Below are 25891 nucleotides of genomic sequence, written 5' to 3'. Positions count from 1 at the left end.
ACTATAGTCCACCTACTGTTTTTAGAGATGCTGCTGTTACAGCCAACTGATAAACTATACTTGATACATCTTTTGCGAAGCTTATATCTGATACTGGGTCTAACATCATAGGCACTACTATAGTGTCACCTTTGAATACATCGTTTGAGTTACCCCAGAAGTAGTCTGTCTTTACTCTTTTTGCTTCACCGTTTGCTTTTACTATGTATATATACTCTTCATCAGCTAGTTCTGTGATACCACCTGCTTTTGCTAGGTAGTCTTTGGCATCTAGGTCTTTTTCATATACAAAAGTGTTTTGATTTAGTACTTCTCCTACTACTGAGATAGTGTCGTTTATACTTGGTATATATAGACTATCTTGGTCTTTTAGTGTTAAATCAAAAGGTGAGTTTTGGAATCTTTGTAAATCTAAGTATAAATTTAAAGATATTCTACCTATTGGTTTGTTTCTTGAAGCTTCTTTTTCTAGTTGGGCTACTGTTGATACCATGTTTTGTTTACTCTGCAGTGATTCACCTGCTTCATTTGCGCTTGAGCTTATTTGAAGGGCTTTTGTACGTAGTCTATCTAAGCTATCATCTAGTCTTCTTTGTTGTAGTTGTTTTACTTCTTCTCTAGTAAACACGCTACCTTCTACAAAGGCATGCTTTGTAAATCCACCAGCACGAGCTAGAACGCTAGATAGTTTCTCACCCTCTGCTATAGAGTATCTTCCTGGGAATCTAACCTCTCCTTTGATATCTATATATTTTTTTTCATTCCAGTTTTTTATGGTAAATATCGTCCACTCATCATCTGGAAATATCTGTAAGTTTAGATCAAAGGCTTTGTTTAGGTCTATTGGGATGATAGTTCTGATTCTCTCATCGCCTTTTGTTTCATATCTTGCTAGTTCTGCTCTACTAAGTAGTGACTTTTTAGTAAAACCTCCTGCTAGGTTCACTAGGTCTTTTATAGTAGTATTTTTTGTGATGTTGTAAGTACCTGGGATAAATATCTCACCTTTTATAGTGGCTTTTGATATGTCGTTTGTACTTTCAAAGTCAAAGAAAACTATCTCATCGTATTTTTTGATAGCAAAGTTTCCATTTGTAGATATATCTACTAGATGAGTTACTTTTTGGTTGTTTTCTACTCTGTTTATTTGGATTTTTGATTTGTCTGGGTAGATTGCTTTTCTTTTATCATCTATTATAGTCTCTGTTTTGAAGTTAACTATACTAAATAGATCTTTGGCTTTTAGTCCATCTATAAAGTCATATTTTCTTTTTTCATCACTTACTATCATACCACTTGCGAAGATGTAAGGTTTTTGTTGGAATTCATCTTTTTTAAATACCTTTATAGTATCTCCTGCACTTAAAGAAAAGTCCAACTTAGAGTCTAAGACATCTTTTAGACTAAAACTTTTTACCTTGCCTTTGATATCTTCTACCATAGAAAACTCATATCTTGTGTCTTTTTTGAAAAAACCATTTTGACCGTGAGTATCTAGTAGGTCTTTGAATAGTGTAGTGATTTTTTTATCTTTTGGTAGTTGTACTTCTCCTTCTAAGAATACATTTCCTACTATAGTCACTAGGTTTGCATTTTGGGCGCTTAGTTGGCTTACTACTATTTCATCACCATTTTTTGGTTTTAGTTTGTATAACTCTTCTTTGTTTAGGCTTAGGACTTTTATAGAGTTGTTTTCATATCTTTTTAGTTTTATTGCTTTTGTGTTTGCTTTTGCTTTGAATCCTGTAGTGAAGTTGATAAGGTTTTTGTATGATTCGTATGATCTTAGCTCATATATAGCTGGGTTATTTATAAAACCTTTTATAGATACTTGTTTACTCACTGGATTTACTACTATGATATCGCCATTTTTCAAAGTCATATCTGATGAGTTTTTACCATATCTTATAAGCTCATATAGATCAAAGTTTTTTATAACTTTTCCATCTCTTTTTAGTGATATATTTCTATATGAACCACTAGGTAGGATTCCCCCACTATTTAAGATAGCATCTTTTATAGTAGAAAAACTAGTAAGGTTATAAAGACCAGGTGCGTTTACAAGTCCTGAGATAGTAACCTGAATAGATGTAAACTCAGAGATATCTACTAAGATATTCGTAGAGTTTGGATAGGCTTTTTTTACCTCTTCTTCTATAAGAGTCTTTGCCTCTTCAAAAGTCTTACCGATAAGTTTAAGCTCTCCTACTAGTGGGATAGTTACATTTCCATTGTTATTTATAGATAGTTTGAAGTTTTCATTTGTAGCTCCATATATCACTATGTTTAGTTTATCTTCATAGTTTAGTATATAGTTTGATGGAGTTGGCATAGAGTATGGATTTATTTTATTTTTATTATTGAAAAATTGACTTCCAAATCTTTGTAGCTGTACTTTTGTAGTAGTTGATACGAGATCGTTTTGAACTACTTGCTCTTTTGCTACGCTTTGCTCGCTAGCTTGTTCTTTTTGTACTATAGCACTATCTATCTGGCTTTGGCTTATGCCTGCTTGTTTTGCCATCATGATCTGCTCAGGGCTTAGCTGTATGGCAAATAAGTTTATAAATAGTAAACATACTACTAATAGGTATCTCATTTATATAGTCCTTTTATAAAATTAAGTAAGATTTTATCTAACTTTTTTGGTTATTTAGCTTATATTTTCTTTTTTTTCTTAAAGCTAGTTTTTCTATGAGTTTTTGTCTTCTTTTCATACCTGTAAATATCATATAAAAAAGTATAGTAATACCAAAAAATCCAACCAAAGCCATAAAAGCTCCAGCACCATTACCCAACTCTTTTGAGTTTGAAGCTAGGACTATACCAAGTAAAGAAAAAAGTCCTTGCATCAAAGATATGAAAAATACTGTTTTTTTGACATTTTTTGAAAAGAACTTTAATAAAATATGATGTATGTGAGTCTTATCTGGCTTAAAAGGTGACTTACCATATCTTATACGTCTTATCATCACAATAACAGTATCTAGTATAGGAATAGCTATGATGTATAATACAGCTATAGGATGTACATACTTTATAGATAAAACTCCAAGTAATGCTATAATAAATCCTAAAAAAAGACTCCCACTATCTCCCATGAATATCTTCGCAGGGTTCCAGTTGAAGTACAAAAAAGCCAATAGTGTCACTATAAGCACAGTACTAAGCGATAGTATAAGTTCATCATCAAACTTATAACCAATATATACAAAAGTACTAAGTATAATAAGAGATACCAATCCAGCCAATCCATCTAATCCATCGATAAGATTTAAGGCATTTGTATATCCTGCAAATGCAAACATACTAAAAGGCAATGCAAAATACCAAAGATAAACTTCAAAACCAAAAAACAACCCCAAACTATCTATACTAATACCACTAAAATACAAAATAATAGAAGATATAAATATCACATAAAACTTCTGCTTTGGACTTGCATCTTTATGGTCATCTAAAATACCTATCAAAAATACTAAAAATATAGCTAAAAATACACTCCAATACTCTATAAAAAAAGAAAAATCAAAAACCAAAAAATATAGAAAAAAACTCAAACCAAAACCAATACCTGCACCTCTTGGAGTGATTTTAGTGTGAGAACTTCTGTCATTTGGGATATCTACTAATCCTAGAAATGAGGCGTTTTTTATAATTAGTTTTATAAAAATAAATGTCAAAATGAGTATAGAGATAAGTTTTATTATAAGCATATATTTTCCTGATTTATAATTTACCTAGTTTTAACAAAACTAAAAATTTCACTAAATTTAACTGTCTGCCTATTCTTGTAGGTTCTTTTAAAAGTCTATATAACCACTCTAAATGTAAATCTAAAAATACCTTTGGAGCTCTTTTTTTATTTCCTCCATAAATATCAAAACTACCACCTAACCCCATATATAAAGCAGGCTGTAAATGTATAAGTTCATCCATTAAAAACTCTTGTCGAGGACTTCCTTGTGCTACAAAAATAACATCAGGTTTTAAATTTTGTAGTTTCTCTTTTAGTTCACTTTTTTGTTCTTCATTTATAAATCCATTTTGATATCCTAAAATATTTATACTTGGATATTCTATCTTCAATTTTCTTATTGTATTTTCTATTACTTCTTGTGTAGAGCCTATAAAATAAAAACTTTTTTCATTTTGAAATTCTTTTATTATATCTAACCAAAATTCACTACCAGGTATCTTTATAGTATTTAAGCCCTTTTGTTTTAATGCCATAACTGCACCAATACCATCAGGATATGAGATATTTTCATTTACAATTTTTCTTAGTTTTTCATCATCTTTAAGTATCTTTTCTGCATTCATTGCTATGAGTATTTTTTTTTCATTTTTAATTTGATTTAAAAAGTGTTTTTTATTTTCAAATGCATTTATTTTATAATCATTAATAATTTCACTTCTCATCGATAAATCCTTTCAATTTAGAAGACAAAATTTTAGCTACAATTTTGGAATCATATAGTATCGCTGTTTTTAGTGCATTGTTTTTATACATTTGTAATTCTTTTTCATTCATGTTGATAAAATGTTCAATATTATTTGCTAAAGCTTCAGCATTTCCTACTTCAAAAAGTTTACCGTTTATGTTATCCTTAATATAACTAGGAAGTGCACCTATGTTTGAGCCAACTACAGGCACACTACATGCCATAGCTTCAAGTCCTACAAGACCCAAACTCTCTGCAAGCCTAGTAGTAAAGGCAAAAATACTCATTTGATTAAAATAGCTTACAAGCTCATTGTGAGGCTTTGGTCCGACAAACTCCACTATATTTTTAAGTTCTAGATCTTCAATCTTTTGCAAAAGTGATTTTTCCTCTGCACCACCACCAATAATTAAAACTCGAAATGTTACACCTTCACTCATCAGTGAATTAACAGCATCTAGTAGAGTGTCCCAACCTTTGCCTTTATCTATTCTTGAAACATATCCTATTGTAAATATCTCTTTTTTTATCTCTTGAGGCTTAAACAGATTAGTATCTATACCACCAGATGGAGAAACAAATATTCTTTCTTTAGAGATATTAAATTTAGTGTAAATAACATCTTGAAAATAATCTGATGGCACTACTATCATATCTGCTTTTTTAATAATAGGAGTTACAAGCTTTTGAATAAATCCACCAATTCTATTGTTTACAAATATATCACTTCCATGAGCATTTAAAACTAGAGGCTTTTTAATATATCGTTGTACTAACAAAAGTGGTAGTAAAGAGTGACTTATATAATGTACATATATCATATCATAGTTATCTACTTTTACTTTGCTAATTGTATTTTTGAAAAAGTTAAAATATTTTTTGATTTTATCTAATTTAGAAGTTCCTTTGCCTTTGATAACTACAAGTTTAAAAGTAATATTTTCATCTTCTAGTCGTTCTCTAAAATTTTTTACAAATGTACCAAAAAAAGGTGTTTCTTTTGATGGATACATGTTTGATATTAATAAGATTTTCAATGTTTTTCCTTATATCTGTATCCATTAAAATATTGAATATCGTTTTCTAAATATTCTATAAGAAGGGGGAAGGTTTGATATACTGTTAGATTAATTGGGGCTTGATTACTTTTATAAAAGAATTTAGATTGATTAAGGTTTACAATATATAAATGTCCAAGGTATAAACTTAAAATGATTGGTATTGAAAATATAATTTTTATCGATAAGTTTTTAATATTTTGTAATATCATTAAAAATACAATGGGTTGTAAAAATAAAGTAAACTGAACAATTCTAAATATCTCCCCTCCTGCTATTACTACACCTACTATAATAAGTAATAAATTGTATAATATAATATTATATATGAAATAATTTGTTAAATTTAATTTTTTGAAAACTATCACATATGTAACCATTAAAAATAATGGTAATATTAAATAAATAATATTTGAATTAATTTGAAAAAAAGAACGAGTATCAAAAGAACCGGTTATTTTATTAACTACATAATTATCTGTTAATGTTAATATTAAAAATAAAATTATTGAGACAAATAATATTTTTAATATTATCTTAATGTACTTGATAAAGTTAATATGTGTTCTTAAGTTTTTTGCAAAAATAAATAGCGGTAATAATAATAATGCAGATGACATATGAATTGTCGCACCAATAACATAAATAAGTAGTGATTTTTTTGCTATAGTTTCATCAATAGATCTATAGTAAATTGCCATGAAAAGTATTGGGAGAGCAACTGATGATCTGAGAATATGCCATTGTAACTGAAAACTTTTTATATATAAAATATAAAATACTACAGAAAAAATTGCTTCTTTTAAGGTTAAAATTTTTCTATAACTAAAATACATAATTATAAAAGTTATTAAAATTGTGGAAAAATAGTATTGAAATAAATTAAAATTCCATACTTTCAAAAAATATGAATAATATGCAAATAATATATCAACATTTTTAGCATAAAATAGTGAAATAGCAGGAACAGTTTCAAAGGTCGTATAATGTTCATATGCTAAAAAGTAGGAAGCCATATCATCTGAGCCATCCCACAGTAAACCTACATATCGACTTGAAACCAAAAAAGTAATTATAAATAGAAATAATAAAAAATTATATTTTATAAATATTTTTTCAGACAAGAAAAAAAAATATAACAGAGAACAATAAATATATAATACATATGGCATAAACAAACTAGTTGTTAAAAGAATTAAACCTGACAGATATCTAATATTATTAATCATTATAAATATTTTTGTACCCAATTAATTTATAAAATTTTTTATTTAAAATGTTTTTTATTTTCCTAACTGATTTGGTTAAAAACTTCATCAATGTCATCTTGTCTTTTTTTAATAATCTATCTGATTCAAGATTGGACTCACTAAGTTCAATAGGATGAAGCAATATACTTGCTACATAAGATTTAACTTTTAGTCTTGGTAAAATTTTATTCCACTCATCTGCAACAGCAATATTATTCTTGTATATATTTAATAACTTAATAGCTGTATTTTTATCAATACAGTAAGAAGATGCCCTCCATAAATGATTAATACTAAATTCTGCTAATAAAAATATGTTTTTATTTTTTTTTATTTTTTTTCCAAAAATATATTTACTTGCTTTCCTACCGTCCATTCCACCACAATGAAAGAAAAATTCTTCTTTTAAATTAATTATAATATCTCTTATCTCTTTTATGTCTTGTTCAGTACCTATTATATCATCTTCAAGAATAAGTGCATATTTGTAATCTGAATCTATAAAACTTTTCAAGGCTTTTTCATGACTCATAAGACAACCAAGCTCACCAGGAGTTATTAACTTATCAGTATTATGAAAAAAATGATTCATTCTATTAAAGTACTCCTCTGTAGTTAAGTTTTTTCCATAAACTGCTTCTATATAGTTCATTTTTTCAAATTCATCATTAAATGATTTTGACATTTTATTTCTTCTATGAGTATCTTTTTTTAATGAAATATAATATATTCCTAATAAATCATCTTGCATTTTATTCCTTATTGTAAGTTATCAATTAAAAAATTTTTAGATCTAACTTTATACTTATTTAGTATTAAATTTATTTTCTTCCAGTCAATTTGGCTTTGAATTTTTTCTATATTTATATCACTTTTATTCAGAACTAGCCTATCTTCTAGACCAAATATTTTAAGAATAGAATTAAATCTAGCCATTCCTCTGCTTTTATTTCCATATACAATAAAAGGCTTATTAAATATGATAGAAAATACACAGCCATGGAAAGAATCAGTTACTACATACTTAGCATTATCAAAACCTTTTAACCATGAAGTTACTGTTGGATAAATTTGCTTCTCAATATCCTCATTCGGATCTTTTGATTTAACATTTATACTGTATGGTTTTAAACCAAGAGTAGAAACTATTAGCTCCTCAAGATATTTTTTATCGTGTGTTTCATCTAAAATATAGGATAATAATTCACCATTAAAATCAGATTCATTTTCTTGTTTTATGATTTTATCATAATCATCTTTTTCTAATAGCATAGTTGGATCAAGAACATGCTGAACATTAATTCCAAAATTATTTTTACAAAGTAAAACTCCACTATTTTCCCTAACTGATACTGCTTTAAATCTTTTAATTTGTTTTTTAAACTTTGAAGTTTGCTCCGGAGTAAATTCCCATTTATCAAGTCCAAATGATGGAGCATAAGAAAGTAAAATTGCTTTTGGATTTATTACAAAATCAAAAAAAGCCCTGTCGATATACTTATACATAGTAGGTCGCCAAACTTGATCACTACCAACAATATAAGCATCAAACTTATCCCCATACTTTTTAAAATCATCAAATGAGTATATTGGATCAGTTTTGGGTATAATATATCTATCAACAAAGTATTTAGTATTTTTTTCAATAATATTTTTAAATCGTTCATTCTTCCATCTAGTTGTTACATAAGATAAAAAATATCTTTTTAAATATTTTTTAAATTTAGTTTTAAGACTTAGATCATTTGACTGTACAAACAATAACATTGGTTCATGACCAAGTTTTTTTAGTGTTTCAATTAGTGCATATGATTGTAAATACCCTCCATAATTATTATTGAAAGTCATTGTCAGTACTGCTATTTTCATTTATTAAACCTTTTAAATTTATTAACTATTTTTTTTGAAATACTTTCAAGATTATTGATATTAGAAAGCTTTCCCATCACTCTAATTTTTTTTAATAATGAATTAATTTTTTTCTTATTCTCTTCATATCCACTATTACTTAGTTTTTGTATTTCTTTTCTATATTTTATTATTTTATTAATAAAATAATTTTTATTACCATATTTATAATTATTTTTAGTATCTACTACCATTTCTTGAGATTTATATACTAAATTATAATCAATCATTTCAATCGATACATCATTACTATTACAAATAATTTCATCTATTTCATTTGTACGAGCTATTGCTAAAGTATGACCTTTATAATCTTTCATATAATCAGGTAGCCAAGCATCCATCAGAACTACATCTGCACAATGAGCAAAAACATCTGTACAACTATTACAAGCATTTGGAGTAAAGGCTCTGCTTCCCCACAACTTTGAAGGGAGATCTGCATTTGAAAGTCTATTAACTTTTTTTTCATCAATACTTGTAAATTCAAAACCAAAATTTATCGCTGATTTGTTTTCTTGTTTGACTCTAAAATTGACTTTTTTCAATCTATCTGTTCCAATAGCAACTTTTGCCAAAGCATGGGCAAACTCCTTTGTTTTCATCTGCCCACAAACAAGACCTATGATAAATCTGATTCTTTTTCTTAGTTTACTATTTTTAGCTTGTGCAAGCCTGATAGCTTTTGCAAAACATGGAAGTGTAGTAATAGCATATCTTCCATCATTTTTCAAAACATAATCTAAAACTTCAGACATTTCTGTAGGATAATATACTGAGCCTCTTATTTTTTCTAACTCTTTAATCTCTTTAAAGTTAGAAAACTTGAAAAGTTTATCTGGATCATTATTTGATTCTACTGTCAATATTGTATCTACAAGCTTTTGCTCAAGTAAATTTTTCAGTAGTGAATGTCCTGCTCCACCAGATGCTGACTTTAACCTTTCATAAGTATCTTTTTTATGTACTTCATAGGTATTTACAAAATAGCCTAAATCTTTATGAAAATTTATATTTTCTTCATCTTCATAGATATCTTTTGCTAACTCTTTTTCATCTTTATTCTCTTCTACAAAAGGGCAAGCATCCATACAAAGTGTACATTTATCTAAACAACCCTCTGATTCAATAGGTTCATACATACCTATTGAGTTAAAATCCATTTTTAAAACATCTACGGGGCAAATAGCATCGCAAGTTCCACAACCTATACATTGATCTTTTTGTACAGTAGTTTTTATAATATTGAAACTCATCTATTTCCTTGTAATTTAAACTTATTTTTAAAAATAATTTTTAGTTTTTTTCTTGTTTGTAAATCTATACCTATAAAATAGATTAAAATAAAATTTACAAATATAGACACTACAAAAAAAAGTAATAGTTGATAAATATTATTATCTATCAAATTAGATAAATAATTTAGTGATAGTAAAGAAATGCTTATAATGATTATAAGAGGAGCAAAAGATATTTTTAAAAAGCTTATCAATGAAAAACCTATTAATCTTTTTAAGAAAAATATTTCTAATAAAATATGAAAAATCCACATGCAAAGCATCACTATAAATGGAGAATATATAGGAAAATCATTTTCTAATAAAACCCATGAAATTGGTAAAACAAGAATCAATAACACTCCAGCACTAATTTGAATACCTTTAACTTTTCCAGTTGCTTGTATAGCCATAACCATTGGACGTATAAAAGAATACATTAAACCATATATCATAAGTAATTTTGTAAAAATAATTGTATTTTCAGGTATTTGCGTTAACCATACAGATAAAACATAATCTAACTTTAAAATGATTGGTAATACCATTATCCAAAGTAATAAAAATGCATACTTAGTATTTTGATATAAAAAATTATTTAGTTCATTTATTTTATTTGATGCATATAGTTTAGTTATTTGTGGTGTTATAGCTGTTTGAAAACTATTTACAAATTGATTTAATCCATTACTCACTTGCATTGAAATAGCATGTGCAGCATTTGCCACAGGTCCAAAATATAGATTTAAAAGTATAGATACTCCATGATTAGATAACATTGCACCTAATGTTCCAAATAAATTCCAACCTGAAAATTGCATCATAGATTTAATAATATGTTTATCAAACATAAGTGTAAAATGAGACTCTTCATAATTTTTTAACACATAAATTCTATAATATAAAGCAATTGTTAATGAAACTAAAAACATCAAAATACCATAAATTATTAATTTATCAAATGATATAACCAACAGTAAATAAACAACAAAAAGTTTTAAAATAGCTTCAACAATACTTACATAGGCAAATATATGCATCCTTTCATGAGCTATAATCAAAGCGTGGTAAGGTACTTGCATAACTGTGACCATAATAGAAAATATAGCAAACTGATAAACCCAAAATGCAGCATCAAATCTATCAGCTGGGATACTTATCTTTTCATACAATAGCCAAAGACCAATAGTTTCACCTAAAAGTAAAATTAATAAAGCTAAAGCGATATGAATCATTACAGCAGTTGAAAAAGTCTGTTTGAGTTTTACTAAGTCACCTTTGCCTATTTCAAAAGTCAAAAATCTTTGTGTACCGCCTGTTAAAGTATTATTCAAAACAGCCATGAGAAGAACAAAACTAGCCACAAGATTGTAAAGACCAAAATCTGTTACACCAAGTATATCTAATACGACTCTTACAGTATAAAAACCTACTGCCATGATGATAATCATACGGAAGTAAAGAAACATTGTGTTTTTGGCTATTCGTTTGTTGTTTTGGGTCATTAATAGTTTTTCTTAGTTAAAACATTATTTTTATTAAAGAATTTATTTTGATATACGTAATCAATTTAAAACTCCACAAAAGTCTAAATCAGTTTGAATTTCTAAAGATTTAAACTCTTTATGTGCTACTAAAAATGTCACTATATCGGCTTGTTTTATAGCCTCTTTATAATTTACTATTTCAAATTCTTTATGACTCTCTATATTCGGCTCAACTGCTAATACATCTAGTCCATCAGCTTTAAGTCTTCTAGCTATATAAAGTGCTGGTGATTCTCTTAAGTCATCAATATCAGGTTTAAATGCTAATCCCATACAAGCTACTTTTGCTTTTCTTCCATTTTCAACTTCGTAAGCTAGTGCAGCATTTTTTATCTTCTCTATAGCCCACTCTGTTTTATATGTATTTACTTCCCTTGCTGTTCTTATCATCTTAGCTGTTTCACCACCTGCATGAACTATAAACCATGGATCTACAGCTATACAGTGACCTCCTACTCCAGCACCTGGTTGAAGTATATTTACTCTTGGGTGTCTATTTGCTAAAGATATTAATTCCCATACGTTTATATCAAACTTATCACATAACATAGATAATTCATTTGCAAAAGCTATATTTGTATCTCTAAAAGAGTTTTCAGTTAATTTTGCCATTTCAGCTGTTCTTGCATCTGTTGAAAGTACCGCACCACTTACAAAAGTTTTATAAAATTCTACAGTTTTTTCTGTAGCTTCTGGTGTAAGACCACCTACGATTCTATCATTTTCCACAAGTTCTCTCATGATATGACCAGGAAGTACTCTCTCAGGACAGTGAGCTATATAAAGTTTGCTTGTATCTACATCTTCTTCTTTTAGAGTCTTTTCTACAAGCTCTGTAGTTCCTACTGGTGATGTTGATTCAAGTATCACTATATCACCATCTTTTACATAAGAAGTTATTGCTTTTGTAGCACTTACTACATAATCCACATTTGGTACATGCCCATCATGAAAAGGAGTAGGAACAGCTATGATAAATACATCTGCAATATCAGGTTTTAGGCTTGCTTTTAATTTTCCACTATTTACAGCACTTTGTACAAATGTATCAAGTTCTGGTTCTACAATATGAATTTTACCTTGGTTGATAGTATCAACTGTACTTTGAACTACATCTACTCCATGTACACTATAACCTCTATTTGCCAAAAGTGCTGCTGTTGGTAAACCTATATATCCAAGTCCTATTACACATATCTTTTTATTTTGATTCATATTATTTTGTTTCCTTAATAAAATTTACAATTCTCTCACAAGCCTTACCATCTCCATATGGATTGTGTGCTTTTGACATTTTGTTGTATTCTTCTTCATTATCTATAAGATTTTGAGCCTCTTTGATAATAGTCTCTTTATTTGTTCCTACTAATTTTACAGTTCCAGCTTCCACTGCTTCTGGTCGCTCTGTTGTATCTCTCATAACTAATACAGGTTTTCCCAAACTTGGTGCCTCTTCTTGTATTCCTCCTGAATCTGTTATTATAAAATATGATTTATTCATCATATATATAAATTGTTCATATTGAAGTGGTTCTATTAAAAATACATTTTTAGTATCTGATAGTATTTCTTTAACTGGTTTTTGTACATTTGGATTTAAGTGTACTGGATATACTATATCTACATCGGGATTGTTTATTGCAAGTGTTTTTAAAGCTTCACAAATATTTATAAATCCATCTCCAAAGTTTTCTCTTCTATGTCCTGTTACTAAGATTAGTTTTTTATTTTCTTTTAATTCATATTGAGAGTTTATAGAATTTACAATTTTAGTTTTTAATTCTTCATTTTTTTCTATTTTATCTAATGCTAAAAAAAGTGCATCAATAACTGTATTACCAGTTACTATTATATTTTTTGGATCTTTATTTTCTTTTAGAAGATTATTTTGAGATGTTGTTGTGGGAGCAAAGTGATAGTTTGCTAATACACCTGTTATTTGTCTATTTGCTTCTTCTGGCCATGGAGAGTATAAATCACCTGTTCTGAGTCCTGCTTCAACATGTCCTACTTTTATTTTATTATAAAAAGCAGCTAGTGAAGATGCACTAGTAGTAGTTGTATCACCATGAACTAAAACTACATCAGGATTAAAGTCATTTAATACTTCTTTTAATCCCAAAAGAACATTTGAAGTTACATCAAAAAGATCTTGACCTGGTTTCATAATATTTAAATCATAATCAGGTTTAATATCAAACATTTCAAGAACTTGATCAAGCATTTCTCTATGTTGTGCTGTTACACATACTTTTGATTCAATTGAGCTCTCTTCTTCAAAGGCTTTTACTAATGGTGCCATTTTTATTGCTTCTGGTCTTGTTCCGAATACTAGTAGGACTTTTTTCAAACTTCATTACTCCCTATTTTTAAGACAAATATTTTATCTTCTTACAACTTAGTAAATAATAAACAAGTATATTTTACCGTTATATTTTCATCATGTATTGTACTATACAAATGTCTCAGAAATGACTCATTTTTATATTTTTATTGATTTTTTGCAAATTTTACATCCTAAAATCATCATCAACCCTAACAATATCATCTTCACCTGTATACTCACCAACTTGGGCTTCTATTAGTACTACTGGTATTTTTCCTTCATTTTCTAGTCTATGAAGTTCTCCCATTTTTATATATGTACTTTCATTTGGTCTGATATATTGTTTTTTATCTCCTACTGTTACTGTTGCAGTTCCTGATACTACTATCCAGTGTTCATTTCTATGGAAGTGTTTTTGAAGGGATAGTCTTTTTCCTGGTTTTACTTCTATTCTTTTTATTTTATATCCACTTTTATCTTCTAGTACTGTATATGTTCCCCATGGTCTATGTCCTGTTAGGTGGATATTATGTAGTTGGGAGTTTTGTTGTTTTAGTTTTTCTACTACTTTTTTTACTTTTTGAGAAGAGCCTTTTTTTGATACTAGTAGTGCATCTCCTGTATCTATTACAATAAGATCTTCTACATCTACTGTTGCTATTATTCTATCATTACCATATATTAGATTATTTTTAGAATCTATTGATATATGATTTTCATTTAATGTATTATTATTTTCATCTTTTACCTTTGCTTCGCTGCAGGATTCCGTTTCACTCCATGGAAGTTCTTCATAAAGGGCATCAAAGCTACCTACATCTGACCAGTTTATATTAGAGGGTATTACTTTTACTATAGAAGATTTTTCCATTACAGCGTAATCTATACTATCTTCTGGGATATTTATCATATCAGTATGTTTTATTCTAGTTAGGTCATTTTCTTTATTTGCATTATTTAGGGCATTTAGTGATGTTTCATAAATATTTGGAGAGTATTTTTTTAGTTCATTTAAAAACACACCTGCTTTAAACATAAACATACCACTATTCCAGTAGTAGTTTCCTGCTTTTAGGTAGGAAGTTGCTGTATTTAAGTCTGGTTTTTCATGGAAGGCTTTTACATCAAACTCATTTTGTGATTCAATATATCCAAATCCAGTTTCAGGAAATGTTGGGGTAATACCGAAGGTTACTAGGTTATTATCTTCAGCTAATTCTTTTGCTTTTAATAGAACTTTTTCATATTCTATTTCATTTTTTATTAGGTGATCACTTGGAGTTACTAGGACTATTTCATCTTTATCTAATTGCATACAAGCTAGGGCAATAGCAGGGGCAGTATTTCTTCCTATTGGTTCTAGGAGGTATTTATTATTTGTTTTACTTAATTCTTCAAGTTGATCTAGGGCTAGGAAGTATTGTTCTGTATTTGAGACTATAAATTGACTATCACATATTTTTGAGTTTCTTTGAACTGTTAATTGGAACAATGATTTTATTTTTTTATTATGAGAGAATAGTTTTACGAATTGTTTTGGCATAAGTGTTCTACTTATTGGCCACAATCTTGTTCCACTTCCTCCGCATAGGATTATGTTTGTCATTTTTTGGTCCTTTTCTTAACTATCACTATTAAAAATATCTCTAGTATAAACTTTTTCTTTAATCTCTTCTAGAGGTGATTCCATTCTATTTGCTACTATTAAATCACTTAGGAGTTTAAACTCTTCTAAATCGTTTATGACTTTTGAGTTATAAAACTCTTTGTCTTTTAGTTCTGGTTCATAGATAACTACTTCGATACCTTTTGCTTTGATTCTTTTCATGATGCCTTGAATAGCACTTTGTCTAAAGTTATCACTTCCACTTTTCATAATCAGTCTATAAATACCAACTACCTTGGGATTTCCTATTCTTGGGTCTAATCCAACTCCATCTATGATTTGTTTTGTATCTAAGTTGTGAGTTTGAGCATAAGAGTCTAGTTCATTGAAGTATGCTACTCTCATGGCTAGATATGTATTTGAAAATAGTTTTATAGCTTCTGCTTCTGTTGAGTTTGTGAATAATATATCAATGTTTTCTTTTTTAGCACCTTGTTCTAGTAGTTTTGCAAAGGTTTGGGCTCGCTTTGATTTTTCACCTACTATTATTCTAGAAGGGTATAGATTATCATATAGTGCTTTTCCTTCTCTTAGGAATTCTGGTGAGAAGATTATATTATTTGTATTGAATTTTTTTGATACTTCTTTTGTGTATCCTACTGGAATAGTTGATTTTATTACTATTGTTGTGTTTGGGTTTATTTCTATGATATCTTTTATTACTGATTCTACAGATTTTGTGTTGAAGTAGTTTGTTTGTGGGTCATAGTCTGTTGGTGTTGCTATGATTATGAAGTCTGCGTTTTGGTAGGCTTTTTGTTTATCTAAGGTTGCTGTGAAGTTTATGTTATCTTTTTGTAGATACTCTTCTATCTCTTTATCTTTGATTGGTGATTTTTTGTTGTTTAAGAGTTCTACTTTTTGAGGGATTATATCTAGTGCTATTACTTCATTTTGTTGTGATAGTAAAAGAGCGTTTGAAAGTCCTACATAGCCTGTTCCAGCAATAGCAATCTTCATATGATGTTTGCTTCCTTAAGATTTTTAGGTTATTATATTTAATATAAACAAAAAAGATAATATAATCCAAATTAAAAAGGCAAAGAATTGGCGAAAATTATTCTAAGATTTATATCTTTTTAGATATACTAATGTATATATAAAACCATAGGATTAGATTATGATAACAACTAAAAATACAAAACTACTAGTTTCCATGCCAAAAAGTTTATCAGATGAAGTGACAGAATTTGCAAAAGAATTAAATCAAAATAAAAGTGCCTTAGTTTCACAAGCCTTAGAATTTTATTTTGATCATCTTGATTTACAAATTGCAAAAAAGAGAAGTTTAGAGAAAAATGAAACAATTAGTTTAAAAGATATGAGAAAACTATCTAAATCGTGAGATTGTACAGAGATTTTACTCCCTCATTTACTCCCTTATATAGTCCCTCATTTACTCCCTCATTCATTTTTATAAAATATTTTAGAATATTTGCTTCTTTTAGATTTTTAAGTTATTCAATATAAATAAAAAAGATAATATAATCCAAATTAAAAAGGCGAAAAATTGGCGAAAATAGTTTTAGATGTGGATAATAAAAATAAAGATACGGTTTTGATGATTTTAAAGAATCTAAAATCTGATTTGATAAAAGATATAAAAGTAGATAATAAACCAATAGGTAAAAGCTCACTTGTAAAAAGAACACAAGCTGTAGCAGAAGATGAGTTTTTGCCAAAGGCTGTATCAACTTCTAGTAAATATCTATCAAAAGATGCATTTAAAGCAAGACTTCAAAATAAAGGTAAATAAATCATGCAAATACTTATATTTTCCCTACTTATAATAGCTTTAATCATATATTTAGTATATAAAATAAAAACAAGTTTTACAAAAAAAGAGCTGGTGACTACTTCGGTGGTAGCTGTATCTATAGTAGTGGCTATACTTTTCTTTAGTGTTGAAAAGAAAAATCAACTTCCAAATGCTTTTAAACAATACTACAAAGAGCATAAAGGTTTAGAGGTTTTAAAACTATCATTTAATCAAACAAATGTAGAGGTACTATCAAGTAGTAAAAATATATATAAATTTAACTACCTCATCCAAAAAGAAGGCCAAGAATACTTTTGTGAAGCAAAAGATGTAGAAGTAATCAAAGTAGAAGATGAGTATATCTTTAAAGATTTTAAAGAAGAGTGTAGAGTTAGATAGGGTTTAAAGCTGTTTGAATTTTCGGAATAATTGCTTTGAATTTTCGGAATTTTTATGTATAATTTTCGGAATGGAATGATGAAAGCCTGCAATAGCTTTTGATTGTAACCTTTTCTTAGCATCATCAAAATTTGAAAATTTTAATTGATTGTCTTTTTCTTTAGTTTCTAATTCATCTAGAATTTCTGTGTGCCAATTTGGAGTGAATCTTTCATCATCTACATTTTGACTCATATCATTCCTTTTATAATTATTTTTAATCAATGTGGTTTGAACCCACTCTTTGATTTACATACATGAGGGAACAAGCAGTTATCACAATCAGGTTTAACTGCTTTACAAATATATCTACCAAATAAAACCATCGCTTGATGAAAGATGTGTAAATCATGCCCTTTTAGTTTTTTTACTAACTCTTCTTCTGTTTTATCTACAGTTTTAGCATCACTAAGACCTAGTCTATGCGAAACCCTAAATACATGAGTATCAACAGCCATCAAATTTGCACCCTCAAACTCAATCATAAATACATTTGCAGTTTTATTTCCAACACCTGCAAGTTTCATAAGCTTCTTTTGGTCGTGTGGGATTTCACCATCAAAATCTTCTAAAACACTTTGTGCCATTTTGATGATATTTTTTGCTTTGTTATTGAAAAATGAACAAGATTTTAATAACTCTTTTACATCTTCTAAATTTGCAACGGCAAGCTCTCTTACACTTGGGTACTTTTCAAAAAGTGCAGGAGTGATGATATTTACCCTTTTATCTGTACATTGAGCTGAAAGTATGATTGCGATTAATAACTCATAATCGTTTCTATACTCTAACTCTGTAACTGCATCACTATACTTTTCTACAAACGCTTGTTTTATGATCTCTATCTCTTCTTTAGTTGCTTTTTTTAATCTTGGCAAACCAATTTCCTTTTATTTACTATTTAAATTTTTTAATTGCTGTAAAAACTTTATTACTGATTTTTGTTTTAAGTTTTCTTTTTCAAATATTTCAATTGTGAGAATAATATCAATATTTTTTAAATAAATTAATTCATCAATATCTGTTTTAAATTCAACTAATTTATTTTTAATAACATCCCAAACTATATCTTCATCAATACCAAAATAACCATGATTTATCTGATTTCTAAAATCTACGATTCTTCTATACTTTTTGTCTTCTAAAAAAGATTCATTCAATAATATTTTAGTTGCTTCGCCAATAATTTCTAACTCTCTAATAGTTGCATCCCAACTTAGTTCATCATTTAGTAATTCAGTACCATTTGAAAATTTTTTTGTATATCTTTCTACTTTATCAATTGCAATTAATATGTCTAATATATAGAATTCTATTTTTCTTTTAGACATATATTATGTCCTTTTTTATATCTTCTGCAATAAAACTACGAATACTTTTTTCTAATCCTAAATCAATTTTTTTCTGAAGTTTTTCTTCTAAATACTCTTTGAAATCATAATAGTTATCAAAACTTGAAGGCATTTTTACAAGAATATCTATGTCACTATCTTCGGTTGCTTCATCTCTTGCATAAGATCCAAAAAGTCCGATTTTTTCTACCAAATATTTTTTCTGAAATTCTTTTTTATGCTCTTTTAAAAAAGACAATATAGTTTCTTTTGTTACTTGCATATATAAACTCCAAATTAATTTTTTCTATTATACCTATAACTTCTTTATCTTATCTATCTCATCTCTAAGTCTAATTGCTTCTTCAAAATTCAAGTCTTGGGCGGCTTTTTTCATCTGTTTATTTAACTCAACTAAGATTTTCTTTCGCTCACTTGCTGGCATTTTTTCTAGCTTGCTTTTCTTCCAAGCAACATCATCATACTCTTCCATTTTTAGATTTTGGTCTAAACTTCTTTTTGTTGAAGTTGGAGTAATACCATGCTTTTTGTTATGGGCTTCTTGGATTTCTCTTCTTCTACTTGTTTCATCAATAGCATACTGCATAGAGTCTGTGATTCTTTTTGCAAATAGTATTACTCTACCATTTTGATTTCTTGCAGCCCTTCCTATTGTCTGTATTAGTGAAGTTCTACTTCTTAAAAATCCTTCTTTATCTGCATCAAGTATTGCTACAAGTGAAGTTTCTGGGATATCAAGCCCTTCTCTAAGTAGATTAATACCAATTAAAACATCAAACTCTCCAAGTCTTAACTCTCTGATGATTTGATTTCTTTCAATTGCATCAATTTCACTGTGCATATACTTAACTTTGATACCTAAATCTTGATAATAACTTGCAAGCTCTTCTGCCATCTTTTTTGTTAAAACAGTGATTAAGGCTCTTTCATTTTTCTCTATTACTTTTTTAAGTTCATCATATAGTGTCTCTACTTGATATTCACTATCTTTTATCTCAATTAGTGGGTCAAGAAGTCCTGTTGGTCTGATGATTTGCTCTGCAACTACGCTTGATTTTTCTATTTCAAGTTCATTTGGAGTAGCACTTACAAACAAATATGAAGCTTTTTTACTCATAAACTCATCAAACTGTAAAGGTCTATTATCAAGTGCACTTGGAAGTCTAAATCCATACTCTACAAGTACTTCTTTTCTACTTCTATCAGCTGCGTACATCCCTCTAAACTGAGGAAGTGAAACGTGTGATTCATCAACTATTAGTAAAAAGTCATCATTCATCGTTTCAAAATAATCCATAAGTGAATATGGAGTCTCACCTGGCTTTTGACCAGTTAAGTGTCGTGCATAGTTTTCAATTCCCTTACAAGCACCTGTTCCTTCAATCATCTCTAAATCAAACTCTACTCTTTGTTTTAGTCTTTGATACTCTACAAGTTTGTTTTCACTATAAAGTTGTTCTAGTCTTTCATCTAACTCTTCTTCTATTTGTTTAACGGCAACTGCTAATCTATCATTTGTAACAACAAAGGGATTAACAGAATAGATAATCACATCTTCAACTTCTTTGATTTTATTGTTTGTTAGATACTCATGTTTTGTGATTGATTCAACCTCATCACCAAAAAATTCAACTCTAATAAACTCATCATCATAATATGCTGGGTAGATATCAATTACATCACCATTTACTCTAAAATCAGCTCTATCAAAAAATTTGTCGTTTCTTTTATATCCCATTTCTATAAGTTTTAGTAAAAATTCCCTCTGAGAGTATTCAAATCCTACTTCGATTCTTTGAACCATCTCTTTATATTCAGTAGGATTACCTAAACCATAGTTTGCTGAAACTGAAGCGATAACTATTACATCATTAAAAGAAAGAAGTGATGCTGTTGCACTAAGTCTTAATCTTTCTAATTCACTATTTATAGAACTATCTTTTTCTATAAACAGATCAGTTCTAGGAATATAAGCTTCAGGTTGATAATAATCATAGTATGAGATGAAGTATTCCACATGATTGTTTGGGAAAAACTGTTTAAACTCAGAGTATAACTGAGCAGCTAGTGTTTTATTATGAGTCATAATAAGTGTTGGTTTTTGAGTTTTTTCAATAACCTTTGCCATAGTATAGGTTTTACCTGAACCTGTAACACCTAAAAGAGTATTAAACTTATTACCTTCAAGGATACTATTGCTCAGTTTTTCGATTGCTTGGGGTTGATCTCCTGCTGGAGAGTATTGAGATTCTACTTTAAATTTTGTCATGTGGGATTATACTGAAAAATTTCTTTTTCTATAATCAGTAATCACTTTTTTATGTATTCAGATGCTGCTTTTTGAATAAGAGCTGATCTTGATAAATGATGTTCTTTAGCATTTGTAAAATACTCATCCCATGAACCTTTTAATTTATTTCTATTTGTTTAATTTTATCTTTTTAATACTATAAATTATTTATAAATATCACCTCTAGTGTCAACTTTTAAAATTAATATTTCATAAATTAAATTTACTTTTAAAATCTTCATTTGAAATCTGAGAGTATTAAACTTATTACCTTCAAGGATACTATTACTCAGTTTTTCGATTGCTTGGGGTTGATCTCCTGCTGGAGAGTATTGAGATTCTACTGAAAAATTTCTTTTTCTATAATCAGTAATCACTTTTTTATGTATTTCCAAAGTCTCTAATTAAACCTTCAACAGATAAGTCTTCATCAATTTTATCAAAATGCAATCCAATACCATTTTATTCCTTATTAAATTAAGCTGTTACTTGGACTTTAACTCCAAGTGAACTAATTACTTTCATAATTGTATCAAATTTAGGTTTTGTACCTTTATGAAAAGTTTTATATAAACTTTCTCTACCTAATCCAGTTTCACTTGCAATTTGGCTCATACCTTTTGCTTTTGCAATATTTCCTAGAGCTTCAAGTAATTCATCCATATCACCATCAGCTAAAATTTGAGATAGATATTCAGCTATTACTTCTTTATTATCAAGATATTGTGCTATATCAAAGTTTGTAAGTTCTACATTACTCATTTTCAAGCTCCTTTAAAATCTCATTTGCTTTTTTAATATCATCACTTTGTGATGATTTATCTCCACCAATTAATAAAACAATAATTTCATCATCTTTTAAAGTATAGTAAACTCTATATCCTGGACCTGTTGGAATTCTAAGTTCATTTATATTATTACCAACTGATTTATGATCTCCAAAGTTTCCTAATTTCATTCTCTCAACTCTTCTTAATACAGCAACTTTACCTTGAGTATCTTTGAGTTTTGATAGCCATTTTGAAAAGATATTTGTTTGTTTTATTAAATACATAAAGAAATTGTATCTTAAAAGATACAAGATGTCAAGAATTTCGAGAAAAGGTTAAATAATAAAAAATCAAGGAAACCTCTTTTACACTCCAAATCACATGTTTACTAAGTTGATCTCTATTTTTACTTATATTTACGTTTTCATAATACTTCTTTTTGATTCTATTTATTTCGAACTCTACACTCTCTTTTGGCATTTGTAAAATAGTAGAAGGGATATGATTTTTTAAATCAGGTAAAAAAAGTTGTCCATTTTTTTGGATTAAAGATAATAGCAAAGAGACTTGCCATGAGTGCCACTCTATTTGAGCTAGTACCTTTTCATCACTATTTTTATAGTCTAAGGCTTTATAAGAATCAAATATAAGCATGCAAGTTTTTACCAAAAGATGATAATCACTTTTTTCTATATTGTTATGAAATACTAAATTAAATGATTCTTCTTTATTATCTGTAGGTTCATATTTATATGAAATAGTAGTTTTACTTTTCATTAGCAAATAGACTAAAATCAAACAAATGATAACTAAAAGTAAAATTATGACTACTAAAATTGTATTTATCATAAACTTTCCTTTTTAAATCCATCCTTTGTAAATCTTGAAAACTCTTTTGAACAGCACAATGACGGGATATTTACATAAAATTTATTATCAATATTATAACTCTTACCTTGATGATAGTGTCCTTCTATGATTAAATCAGTTTTATAGTTTTTCACTCTTTTTTTCACTAATTCTTCAAAATTCTTCATATCATGACATATACTTTTTCCAAGAAGTGCATTTTCTATTTTTTTTGAAATAGAGAAATTAAAATCTAAAATATTTAAAAACTTTAATAAAGTAGAGTTTCTAATAATAGAACAATATAAATCATATTTCCAATCGATAAAATTATCACCGTGGGATAAAGCTATACTTTTGCCATCTTGTGTTTTACAAATATATGGTTGATTTTCTCTTTTTATCACTTTGATATTTGGAAATAATACTTGCATATTATAATCATGGTTTCCCTCTAAATAAAGTATCTCTATATTTTGAGACAAAATATTTAAAATATCAATTAGTTCTTGATTTATTTTTATAAAATATTTACACTCACCTGAGATAAAATCAAAATTATCTCCCATTAGTATAAGTTGAGTTGCTGTGATTTCACCAGAGTTTAACTTTTTTAAAAAAGTCAAAAACTCTTGGTGATTTTGGTTGTAGTGAGAATCTGCTACAAAAATAGCATCATATTTTATATTATGGAACATAAGCTATTTTAGGAATCCCTTCACCCTCTTCATATCCACACATGATGTTGGCATTTACAACAGCTTGTGATGAAGCTCCTCTTAATAAATTATCAATTGAAGAGTTTATAAATAGTGCTTTACCATTTCTTGATACAAAAATATCACAGAAGTTTGTACCAGCTGTTGATTTTAAATCAACTGGTGTTTTTCTAACTCTTACAAATTCACTATCTTTATATGCATCTTCAAGTACTTTTTCTACATCGATTTCTTCTTTAAGTGTTGCAAATACTGATACTAACATTCCTCTTGTGATTGGAAGTAAATGTGGTACAAAGTTTATTTGAAACTCTTTATTTTTTACTTTTTTTACTTTTTCTTCAATCTCTGGCATATGTCTGTGTTTAAATGGATTGTATGCATGGTGGTTTTCATTTAAATTTACAAAATGAGCTACTTCACTTAGCTTTTTACCAGCACCACTAACACCTGATTTTGCATCAATAAAGATTTGAGAATCTTCTTGAATATAATCTACAAATGGTAAAAGAGCAAGAAGAGATGCTGTAGGATAACATCCTGGGTTTGCTACTAGTTTTGCATCTTTTAAATCATTTTTATAATATTCAGGTAATCCATAAACTGAATCTTTTATATGTTCTTTATCTTCATGTGGACAATAATGTTTTTCATAAGTTTCTAACTCAAGTCTATAATCTGCACTTAAATCAACTACTTTCACACCAAGGTCTAATAACTCTTTTGCAAAAAACATTGAAGTCTTATGAGGTAATGCTAAAAATGCTAAATCAGCAACTTTGGCTACTTCACTAGCATCTGCTTTTGAAACTTCCACATCTATTACACCTGCTAAACATGGATGTAAATCTTGAACATTTTCATTTCCAGTTGAATTAGCTATATAAGTGATATTAAACTTTGGGTGATTGATTAAAATCTTTATTAATTCTAAGCCTGTGTAACCACTAGCTCCAATTATTGCTACGTTCATTATAGTTCTAACTCCTTATAATACACTGCTAATATTTCATAAGTTTTATTTCCACCAGGAAGAGTTGCAGTTATTTCTTCACCCTCTTCTTTTCCAAGTAGTTGTTTTGCTAAAGGTGAGTTAAAAGAGATTAAACCATTTTGTGCACTTGATTCAACTCCACCAACAATTGAGTATGTAAACTCTTCATCACTATTGCAATCTACTAAATCAACAGTAGAACCAAAACTAACTTTTGTATGAGGAAGTGTTGAAGGATCAATAATAATAGCTTTTGAAATTAAGTCATTTAATTCTGCAATTCTTACATCAATTAATTTTAATTTCTCTTTTGCAGCATGATATTCTGCATTTTCTTTTAAGTCACCTAATTGTCTTGCTTCATCTAAAGCAATAACTGTTTCAGGTCTTTCTGTTTTTTTCAAAAATTCTAATTCTTTAGTTACTTTAGTGTAACCGGCATTTGTCATTGGTTCTTTATCCATCAATAACTCCCATATATATTTTATGATATAATATCCTATTTTAATAAAAGAGTAGATTATATAAAGAGAAGAATTATGCAATATGATAGAACTATAAAATTATTTGGTGAAGAAACTTTTGAGAAGTTTCAAAATACAAAACTTATTTTACTAGGAGTTGGAGGTGTAGGAAGTTTTGCACTTGATGCACTATATAATACAGGAATTACAGATATTACAATAGTTGATTTTGATACATACGAAGAGTCAAATATGAACAGACAAATGGGAAGTCATGGTAATATTGGAAGAGTTAAAGTTGATGCTTTAAAAGAAAAATATCCAAATGTTACGCCAATTCATGTAAAAATAACTCCTGAGTGGATTGATCAACATGATTTTTCATCATATGATTATATTTTAGATGCAATTGATGATGTTAAACCAAAAGTTCATTTAATCAAAAAACATTTTACAAAAGTAATTAGTACAAGTGGTGGAGCTAAAAGATTTGATCCTAGTAAAATTGAATATATTTCAATATGGGATACTTATAATGACCCATTTATTAGAAAAATAAGAAATGAGTTAAAAGCTCAAGGTTTTAAGAAAAAATTTAAAGTAATTTTTTCATCTGAAAACCCAAATTGTATTGAAAAAGGAAGCTTTGAAGGTGTAACTGGCTCATTTGGACTTATGATGGCATCGGTTACTGTACAAAAAATTTTGAAGAAACAAAAAAAATAACTTAAAGTGTCTTAAAGTTTAAAATTTATATAATTGATAACTTAAGATTTAAT

Annotated in this window: 29 protein-coding genes; 4 read left to right on the top strand and 25 right to left on the bottom strand. The window is 28.3% G+C overall.

All coding sequences use genetic code 11. The features are described 5' to 3' along the window. Position 1 precedes the first annotated feature (1 nt). The 13 genes from APAC_RS03600 to APAC_RS03540 all read right to left on the bottom strand — a co-directional run bounded on the left by APAC_RS03600 (position 2) and on the right by APAC_RS03540 (position 16437). Entirely contained in the window at positions 2-2599 is a 2598-nt protein-coding gene (locus APAC_RS03600; protein WP_130232819.1) for a polysaccharide biosynthesis/export family protein, read from the bottom strand. Between the two features lie 37 nt (positions 2600-2636). Then, on the bottom strand, positions 2637-3716 hold the full coding sequence (locus APAC_RS03595; protein ID WP_130232818.1) for a glycosyltransferase family 4 protein: 1080 nt from the start codon (positions 3714-3716) through the stop codon (positions 2637-2639). A gap of 13 nt (positions 3717-3729) precedes the next feature. Then, positions 3730-4422: a WecB/TagA/CpsF family glycosyltransferase gene (locus APAC_RS03590; RefSeq protein WP_130232817.1), complete on the bottom strand. Its 693-nt coding sequence runs from the start codon at positions 4420-4422 to the stop codon at positions 3730-3732. Continuing rightward, entirely contained in the window at positions 4412-5482 is a 1071-nt protein-coding gene (locus APAC_RS03585) for a glycosyltransferase family 4 protein (RefSeq protein ID WP_130232816.1), read from the bottom strand. The genes APAC_RS03590 and APAC_RS03585 overlap by 11 nt, the downstream gene beginning before the upstream one ends. Then, entirely contained in the window at positions 5479-6675 is a 1197-nt protein-coding gene (locus APAC_RS03580) for an EpsG family protein (RefSeq protein ID WP_170170101.1), read from the bottom strand. The genes APAC_RS03585 and APAC_RS03580 overlap by 4 nt, the downstream gene beginning before the upstream one ends. Positions 6676-6724: 49 nt before the next feature. After that, on the bottom strand, positions 6725-7504 hold the full coding sequence (locus APAC_RS03575) for a glycosyltransferase family 25 protein (protein ID WP_130232814.1): 780 nt from the start codon (positions 7502-7504) through the stop codon (positions 6725-6727). A gap of 8 nt (positions 7505-7512) precedes the next feature. Next, entirely contained in the window at positions 7513-8622 is a 1110-nt protein-coding gene (locus APAC_RS03570; RefSeq protein ID WP_130232813.1) for a polysaccharide pyruvyl transferase family protein, read from the bottom strand. After that, positions 8619-9917 (bottom strand): Coenzyme F420 hydrogenase/dehydrogenase, beta subunit C-terminal domain, encoded by a 1299-nt coding sequence (locus APAC_RS03565; protein WP_130232812.1) that lies wholly within the window; start codon positions 9915-9917, stop codon positions 8619-8621. Before APAC_RS03565 ends, APAC_RS03570 begins: the two co-directional genes overlap by 4 nt. Continuing rightward, a complete protein-coding gene (locus APAC_RS03560) occupies positions 9914-11407 on the bottom strand; it encodes an oligosaccharide flippase family protein (protein WP_228255940.1) in 1494 nt (497 codons plus the stop codon). Before APAC_RS03560 ends, APAC_RS03565 begins: the two co-directional genes overlap by 4 nt. Before the next feature lie 96 nt (positions 11408-11503). After that, on the bottom strand, positions 11504-12700 hold the full coding sequence (gene wecC / locus APAC_RS03555) for a UDP-N-acetyl-D-mannosamine dehydrogenase (protein ID WP_130232810.1): 1197 nt from the start codon (positions 12698-12700) through the stop codon (positions 11504-11506). A gap of 1 nt (position 12701) precedes the next feature. After that, the gene (gene wecB, locus APAC_RS03550) at positions 12702-13835 is read right to left on the bottom strand and encodes a non-hydrolyzing UDP-N-acetylglucosamine 2-epimerase (protein ID WP_130232809.1); all 1134 of its coding nucleotides are present in this window, start codon (positions 13833-13835) and stop codon (positions 12702-12704) included. 160 nt (positions 13836-13995) lie between these two features. Beyond that, positions 13996-15417 carry a mannose-1-phosphate guanylyltransferase/mannose-6-phosphate isomerase gene (locus tag APAC_RS03545; protein WP_130232808.1) on the bottom strand — a complete coding sequence of 474 codons (1422 nt, stop codon included), beginning with the start codon at positions 15415-15417 and terminating at the stop codon, positions 13996-13998. A 15-nt stretch (positions 15418-15432) separates the two neighbouring features. Further along, entirely contained in the window at positions 15433-16437 is a 1005-nt protein-coding gene (locus APAC_RS03540; RefSeq protein WP_130232807.1) for a nucleotide sugar dehydrogenase, read from the bottom strand. Positions 16438-16597: 160 nt separating this feature from the next. Here APAC_RS03540 and APAC_RS03535 point away from each other — a divergent pair, with 160 nt between their 5' ends. The 3 genes from APAC_RS03535 (at position 16598) to APAC_RS03525 (ending at position 17635) form a co-directional block, all read left to right on the top strand. Continuing rightward, positions 16598-16822 carry a CopG family transcriptional regulator gene (locus tag APAC_RS03535; protein ID WP_130232806.1) on the top strand — a complete coding sequence of 75 codons (225 nt, stop codon included), beginning with the start codon at positions 16598-16600 and terminating at the stop codon, positions 16820-16822. 165 nt (positions 16823-16987) lie between these two features. Beyond that, positions 16988-17233: a hypothetical protein gene (locus tag APAC_RS03530; RefSeq protein WP_130232805.1), complete on the top strand. Its 246-nt coding sequence runs from the start codon at positions 16988-16990 to the stop codon at positions 17231-17233. A gap of 3 nt (positions 17234-17236) precedes the next feature. Then, complete coding sequence (locus APAC_RS03525) at positions 17237-17635, top strand: hypothetical protein (protein ID WP_130232804.1); 399 nt, start codon at positions 17237-17239, stop codon at positions 17633-17635. 3 nt (positions 17636-17638) lie between these two features. Here APAC_RS03525 and APAC_RS03520 read toward each other — a convergent pair whose 3' ends face one another. From APAC_RS03520 to greA, 12 genes are all read right to left on the bottom strand, one after another. Beyond that, the gene (locus APAC_RS03520) at positions 17639-17869 is read right to left on the bottom strand and encodes a hypothetical protein (protein WP_130232803.1); all 231 of its coding nucleotides are present in this window, start codon (positions 17867-17869) and stop codon (positions 17639-17641) included. Positions 17870-17895: 26 nt separating this feature from the next. After that, positions 17896-18552: an endonuclease III gene (gene nth, locus APAC_RS03515; RefSeq protein ID WP_130232802.1), complete on the bottom strand. Its 657-nt coding sequence runs from the start codon at positions 18550-18552 to the stop codon at positions 17896-17898. Between the two features lie 12 nt (positions 18553-18564). Beyond that, positions 18565-19005 (bottom strand): HepT-like ribonuclease domain-containing protein, encoded by a 441-nt coding sequence (locus tag APAC_RS03510; RefSeq protein ID WP_130232801.1) that lies wholly within the window; start codon positions 19003-19005, stop codon positions 18565-18567. After that, on the bottom strand, positions 18998-19288 hold the full coding sequence (locus APAC_RS03505) for a nucleotidyltransferase family protein (protein WP_130232800.1): 291 nt from the start codon (positions 19286-19288) through the stop codon (positions 18998-19000). The genes APAC_RS03510 and APAC_RS03505 overlap by 8 nt, the downstream gene beginning before the upstream one ends. A 33-nt stretch (positions 19289-19321) precedes the next feature. Beyond that, the gene (gene uvrB, locus APAC_RS03500) at positions 19322-21295 is read right to left on the bottom strand and encodes an excinuclease ABC subunit UvrB (RefSeq protein WP_130232799.1); all 1974 of its coding nucleotides are present in this window, start codon (positions 21293-21295) and stop codon (positions 19322-19324) included. Positions 21296-21480: 185 nt separating this feature from the next. Continuing rightward, complete coding sequence (locus tag APAC_RS03495) at positions 21481-21711, bottom strand: hypothetical protein (protein ID WP_130232798.1); 231 nt, start codon at positions 21709-21711, stop codon at positions 21481-21483. Positions 21712-21793: 82 nt separating this feature from the next. After that, entirely contained in the window at positions 21794-22078 is a 285-nt protein-coding gene (locus APAC_RS03490; protein WP_130232797.1) for an addiction module antidote protein, read from the bottom strand. Next, positions 22071-22370 carry a type II toxin-antitoxin system RelE/ParE family toxin gene (locus tag APAC_RS03485; RefSeq protein ID WP_130232796.1) on the bottom strand — a complete coding sequence of 100 codons (300 nt, stop codon included), beginning with the start codon at positions 22368-22370 and terminating at the stop codon, positions 22071-22073. Before APAC_RS03485 ends, APAC_RS03490 begins: the two co-directional genes overlap by 8 nt. A gap of 31 nt (positions 22371-22401) precedes the next feature. Then, positions 22402-22935 carry a hypothetical protein gene (locus tag APAC_RS03480; RefSeq protein ID WP_130232795.1) on the bottom strand — a complete coding sequence of 178 codons (534 nt, stop codon included), beginning with the start codon at positions 22933-22935 and terminating at the stop codon, positions 22402-22404. Further along, positions 22932-23633: a UDP-2,3-diacylglucosamine diphosphatase gene (locus APAC_RS03475; RefSeq protein ID WP_130232794.1), complete on the bottom strand. Its 702-nt coding sequence runs from the start codon at positions 23631-23633 to the stop codon at positions 22932-22934. The genes APAC_RS03480 and APAC_RS03475 overlap by 4 nt, the downstream gene beginning before the upstream one ends. Then, positions 23623-24627 carry an N-acetyl-gamma-glutamyl-phosphate reductase gene (argC, locus tag APAC_RS03470; protein ID WP_130232793.1) on the bottom strand — a complete coding sequence of 335 codons (1005 nt, stop codon included), beginning with the start codon at positions 24625-24627 and terminating at the stop codon, positions 23623-23625. The genes APAC_RS03475 and argC overlap by 11 nt, the downstream gene beginning before the upstream one ends. Then, positions 24627-25112 carry a transcription elongation factor GreA gene (gene greA / locus APAC_RS03465; RefSeq protein WP_130232792.1) on the bottom strand — a complete coding sequence of 162 codons (486 nt, stop codon included), beginning with the start codon at positions 25110-25112 and terminating at the stop codon, positions 24627-24629. Before greA ends, argC begins: the two co-directional genes overlap by 1 nt. Positions 25113-25187: 75 nt before the next feature. Between greA and APAC_RS03460 the strand changes: the two genes are divergently transcribed. Next, the gene (locus tag APAC_RS03460) at positions 25188-25838 is read left to right on the top strand and encodes a tRNA threonylcarbamoyladenosine dehydratase (RefSeq protein ID WP_130232791.1); all 651 of its coding nucleotides are present in this window, start codon (positions 25188-25190) and stop codon (positions 25836-25838) included. The last annotated feature ends 53 nt before the right edge of the window (positions 25839-25891 follow it).

It is taken from the genome of Malaciobacter pacificus (assembly GCF_004214795.1).
Lineage (GTDB): Bacteria > Campylobacterota > Campylobacteria > Campylobacterales > Arcobacteraceae > Malaciobacter_A > Malaciobacter_A pacificus.
This window is presented reverse-complemented; position numbering and strand designations above follow the sequence as displayed.

Coding starts and splice junctions, on each gene's coding strand:
- APAC_RS03460 (WP_130232791.1), top strand. CDS start 25,188: ATGCAATATGATAGAACTATAAAATTATTTGGTGAAGAAACTTTTGAG.
- APAC_RS03505 (WP_130232800.1), bottom strand. CDS start 19,288: ATGCAAGTAACAAAAGAAACTATATTGTCTTTTTTAAAAGAGCATAAA.
- wecC (WP_130232810.1), bottom strand. CDS start 12,700: ATGAATCAAAATAAAAAGATATGTGTAATAGGACTTGGATATATAGGT.
- APAC_RS03535 (WP_130232806.1), top strand. CDS start 16,598: ATGATAACAACTAAAAATACAAAACTACTAGTTTCCATGCCAAAAAGT.
- APAC_RS03560 (WP_228255940.1), bottom strand. CDS start 11,407: ATGTTTCTTTACTTCCGTATGATTATCATCATGGCAGTAGGTTTTTAT.
- APAC_RS03480 (WP_130232795.1), bottom strand. CDS start 22,935: ATGATAAATACAATTTTAGTAGTCATAATTTTACTTTTAGTTATCATT.
- uvrB (WP_130232799.1), bottom strand. CDS start 21,295: ATGACAAAATTTAAAGTAGAATCTCAATACTCTCCAGCAGGAGATCAA.
- APAC_RS03525 (WP_130232804.1), top strand. CDS start 17,237: ATGCAAATACTTATATTTTCCCTACTTATAATAGCTTTAATCATATAT.
- APAC_RS03600 (WP_130232819.1), bottom strand. CDS start 2,599: ATGAGATACCTATTAGTAGTATGTTTACTATTTATAAACTTATTTGCC.
- APAC_RS03485 (WP_130232796.1), bottom strand. CDS start 22,370: ATGTATTTAATAAAACAAACAAATATCTTTTCAAAATGGCTATCAAAA.
- APAC_RS03575 (WP_130232814.1), bottom strand. CDS start 7,504: ATGCAAGATGATTTATTAGGAATATATTATATTTCATTAAAAAAAGAT.
- APAC_RS03590 (WP_130232817.1), bottom strand. CDS start 4,422: ATGAGAAGTGAAATTATTAATGATTATAAAATAAATGCATTTGAAAAT.
- APAC_RS03570 (WP_130232813.1), bottom strand. CDS start 8,622: ATGAAAATAGCAGTACTGACAATGACTTTCAATAATAATTATGGAGGG.
- APAC_RS03490 (WP_130232797.1), bottom strand. CDS start 22,078: ATGAGTAATGTAGAACTTACAAACTTTGATATAGCACAATATCTTGAT.
- APAC_RS03520 (WP_130232803.1), bottom strand. CDS start 17,869: ATGAGTCAAAATGTAGATGATGAAAGATTCACTCCAAATTGGCACACA.
- greA (WP_130232792.1), bottom strand. CDS start 25,112: ATGGATAAAGAACCAATGACAAATGCCGGTTACACTAAAGTAACTAAA.
- APAC_RS03545 (WP_130232808.1), bottom strand. CDS start 15,417: ATGACAAACATAATCCTATGCGGAGGAAGTGGAACAAGATTGTGGCCA.
- APAC_RS03510 (WP_130232801.1), bottom strand. CDS start 19,005: ATGTCTAAAAGAAAAATAGAATTCTATATATTAGACATATTAATTGCA.
- argC (WP_130232793.1), bottom strand. CDS start 24,627: ATGAACGTAGCAATAATTGGAGCTAGTGGTTACACAGGCTTAGAATTA.
- APAC_RS03475 (WP_130232794.1), bottom strand. CDS start 23,633: ATGTTCCATAATATAAAATATGATGCTATTTTTGTAGCAGATTCTCAC.
- APAC_RS03565 (WP_130232812.1), bottom strand. CDS start 9,917: ATGAGTTTCAATATTATAAAAACTACTGTACAAAAAGATCAATGTATA.
- APAC_RS03540 (WP_130232807.1), bottom strand. CDS start 16,437: ATGAAGATTGCTATTGCTGGAACAGGCTATGTAGGACTTTCAAACGCT.
- APAC_RS03595 (WP_130232818.1), bottom strand. CDS start 3,716: ATGCTTATAATAAAACTTATCTCTATACTCATTTTGACATTTATTTTT.
- APAC_RS03580 (WP_170170101.1), bottom strand. CDS start 6,675: ATGCCATATGTATTATATATTTATTGTTCTCTGTTATATTTTTTTTTC.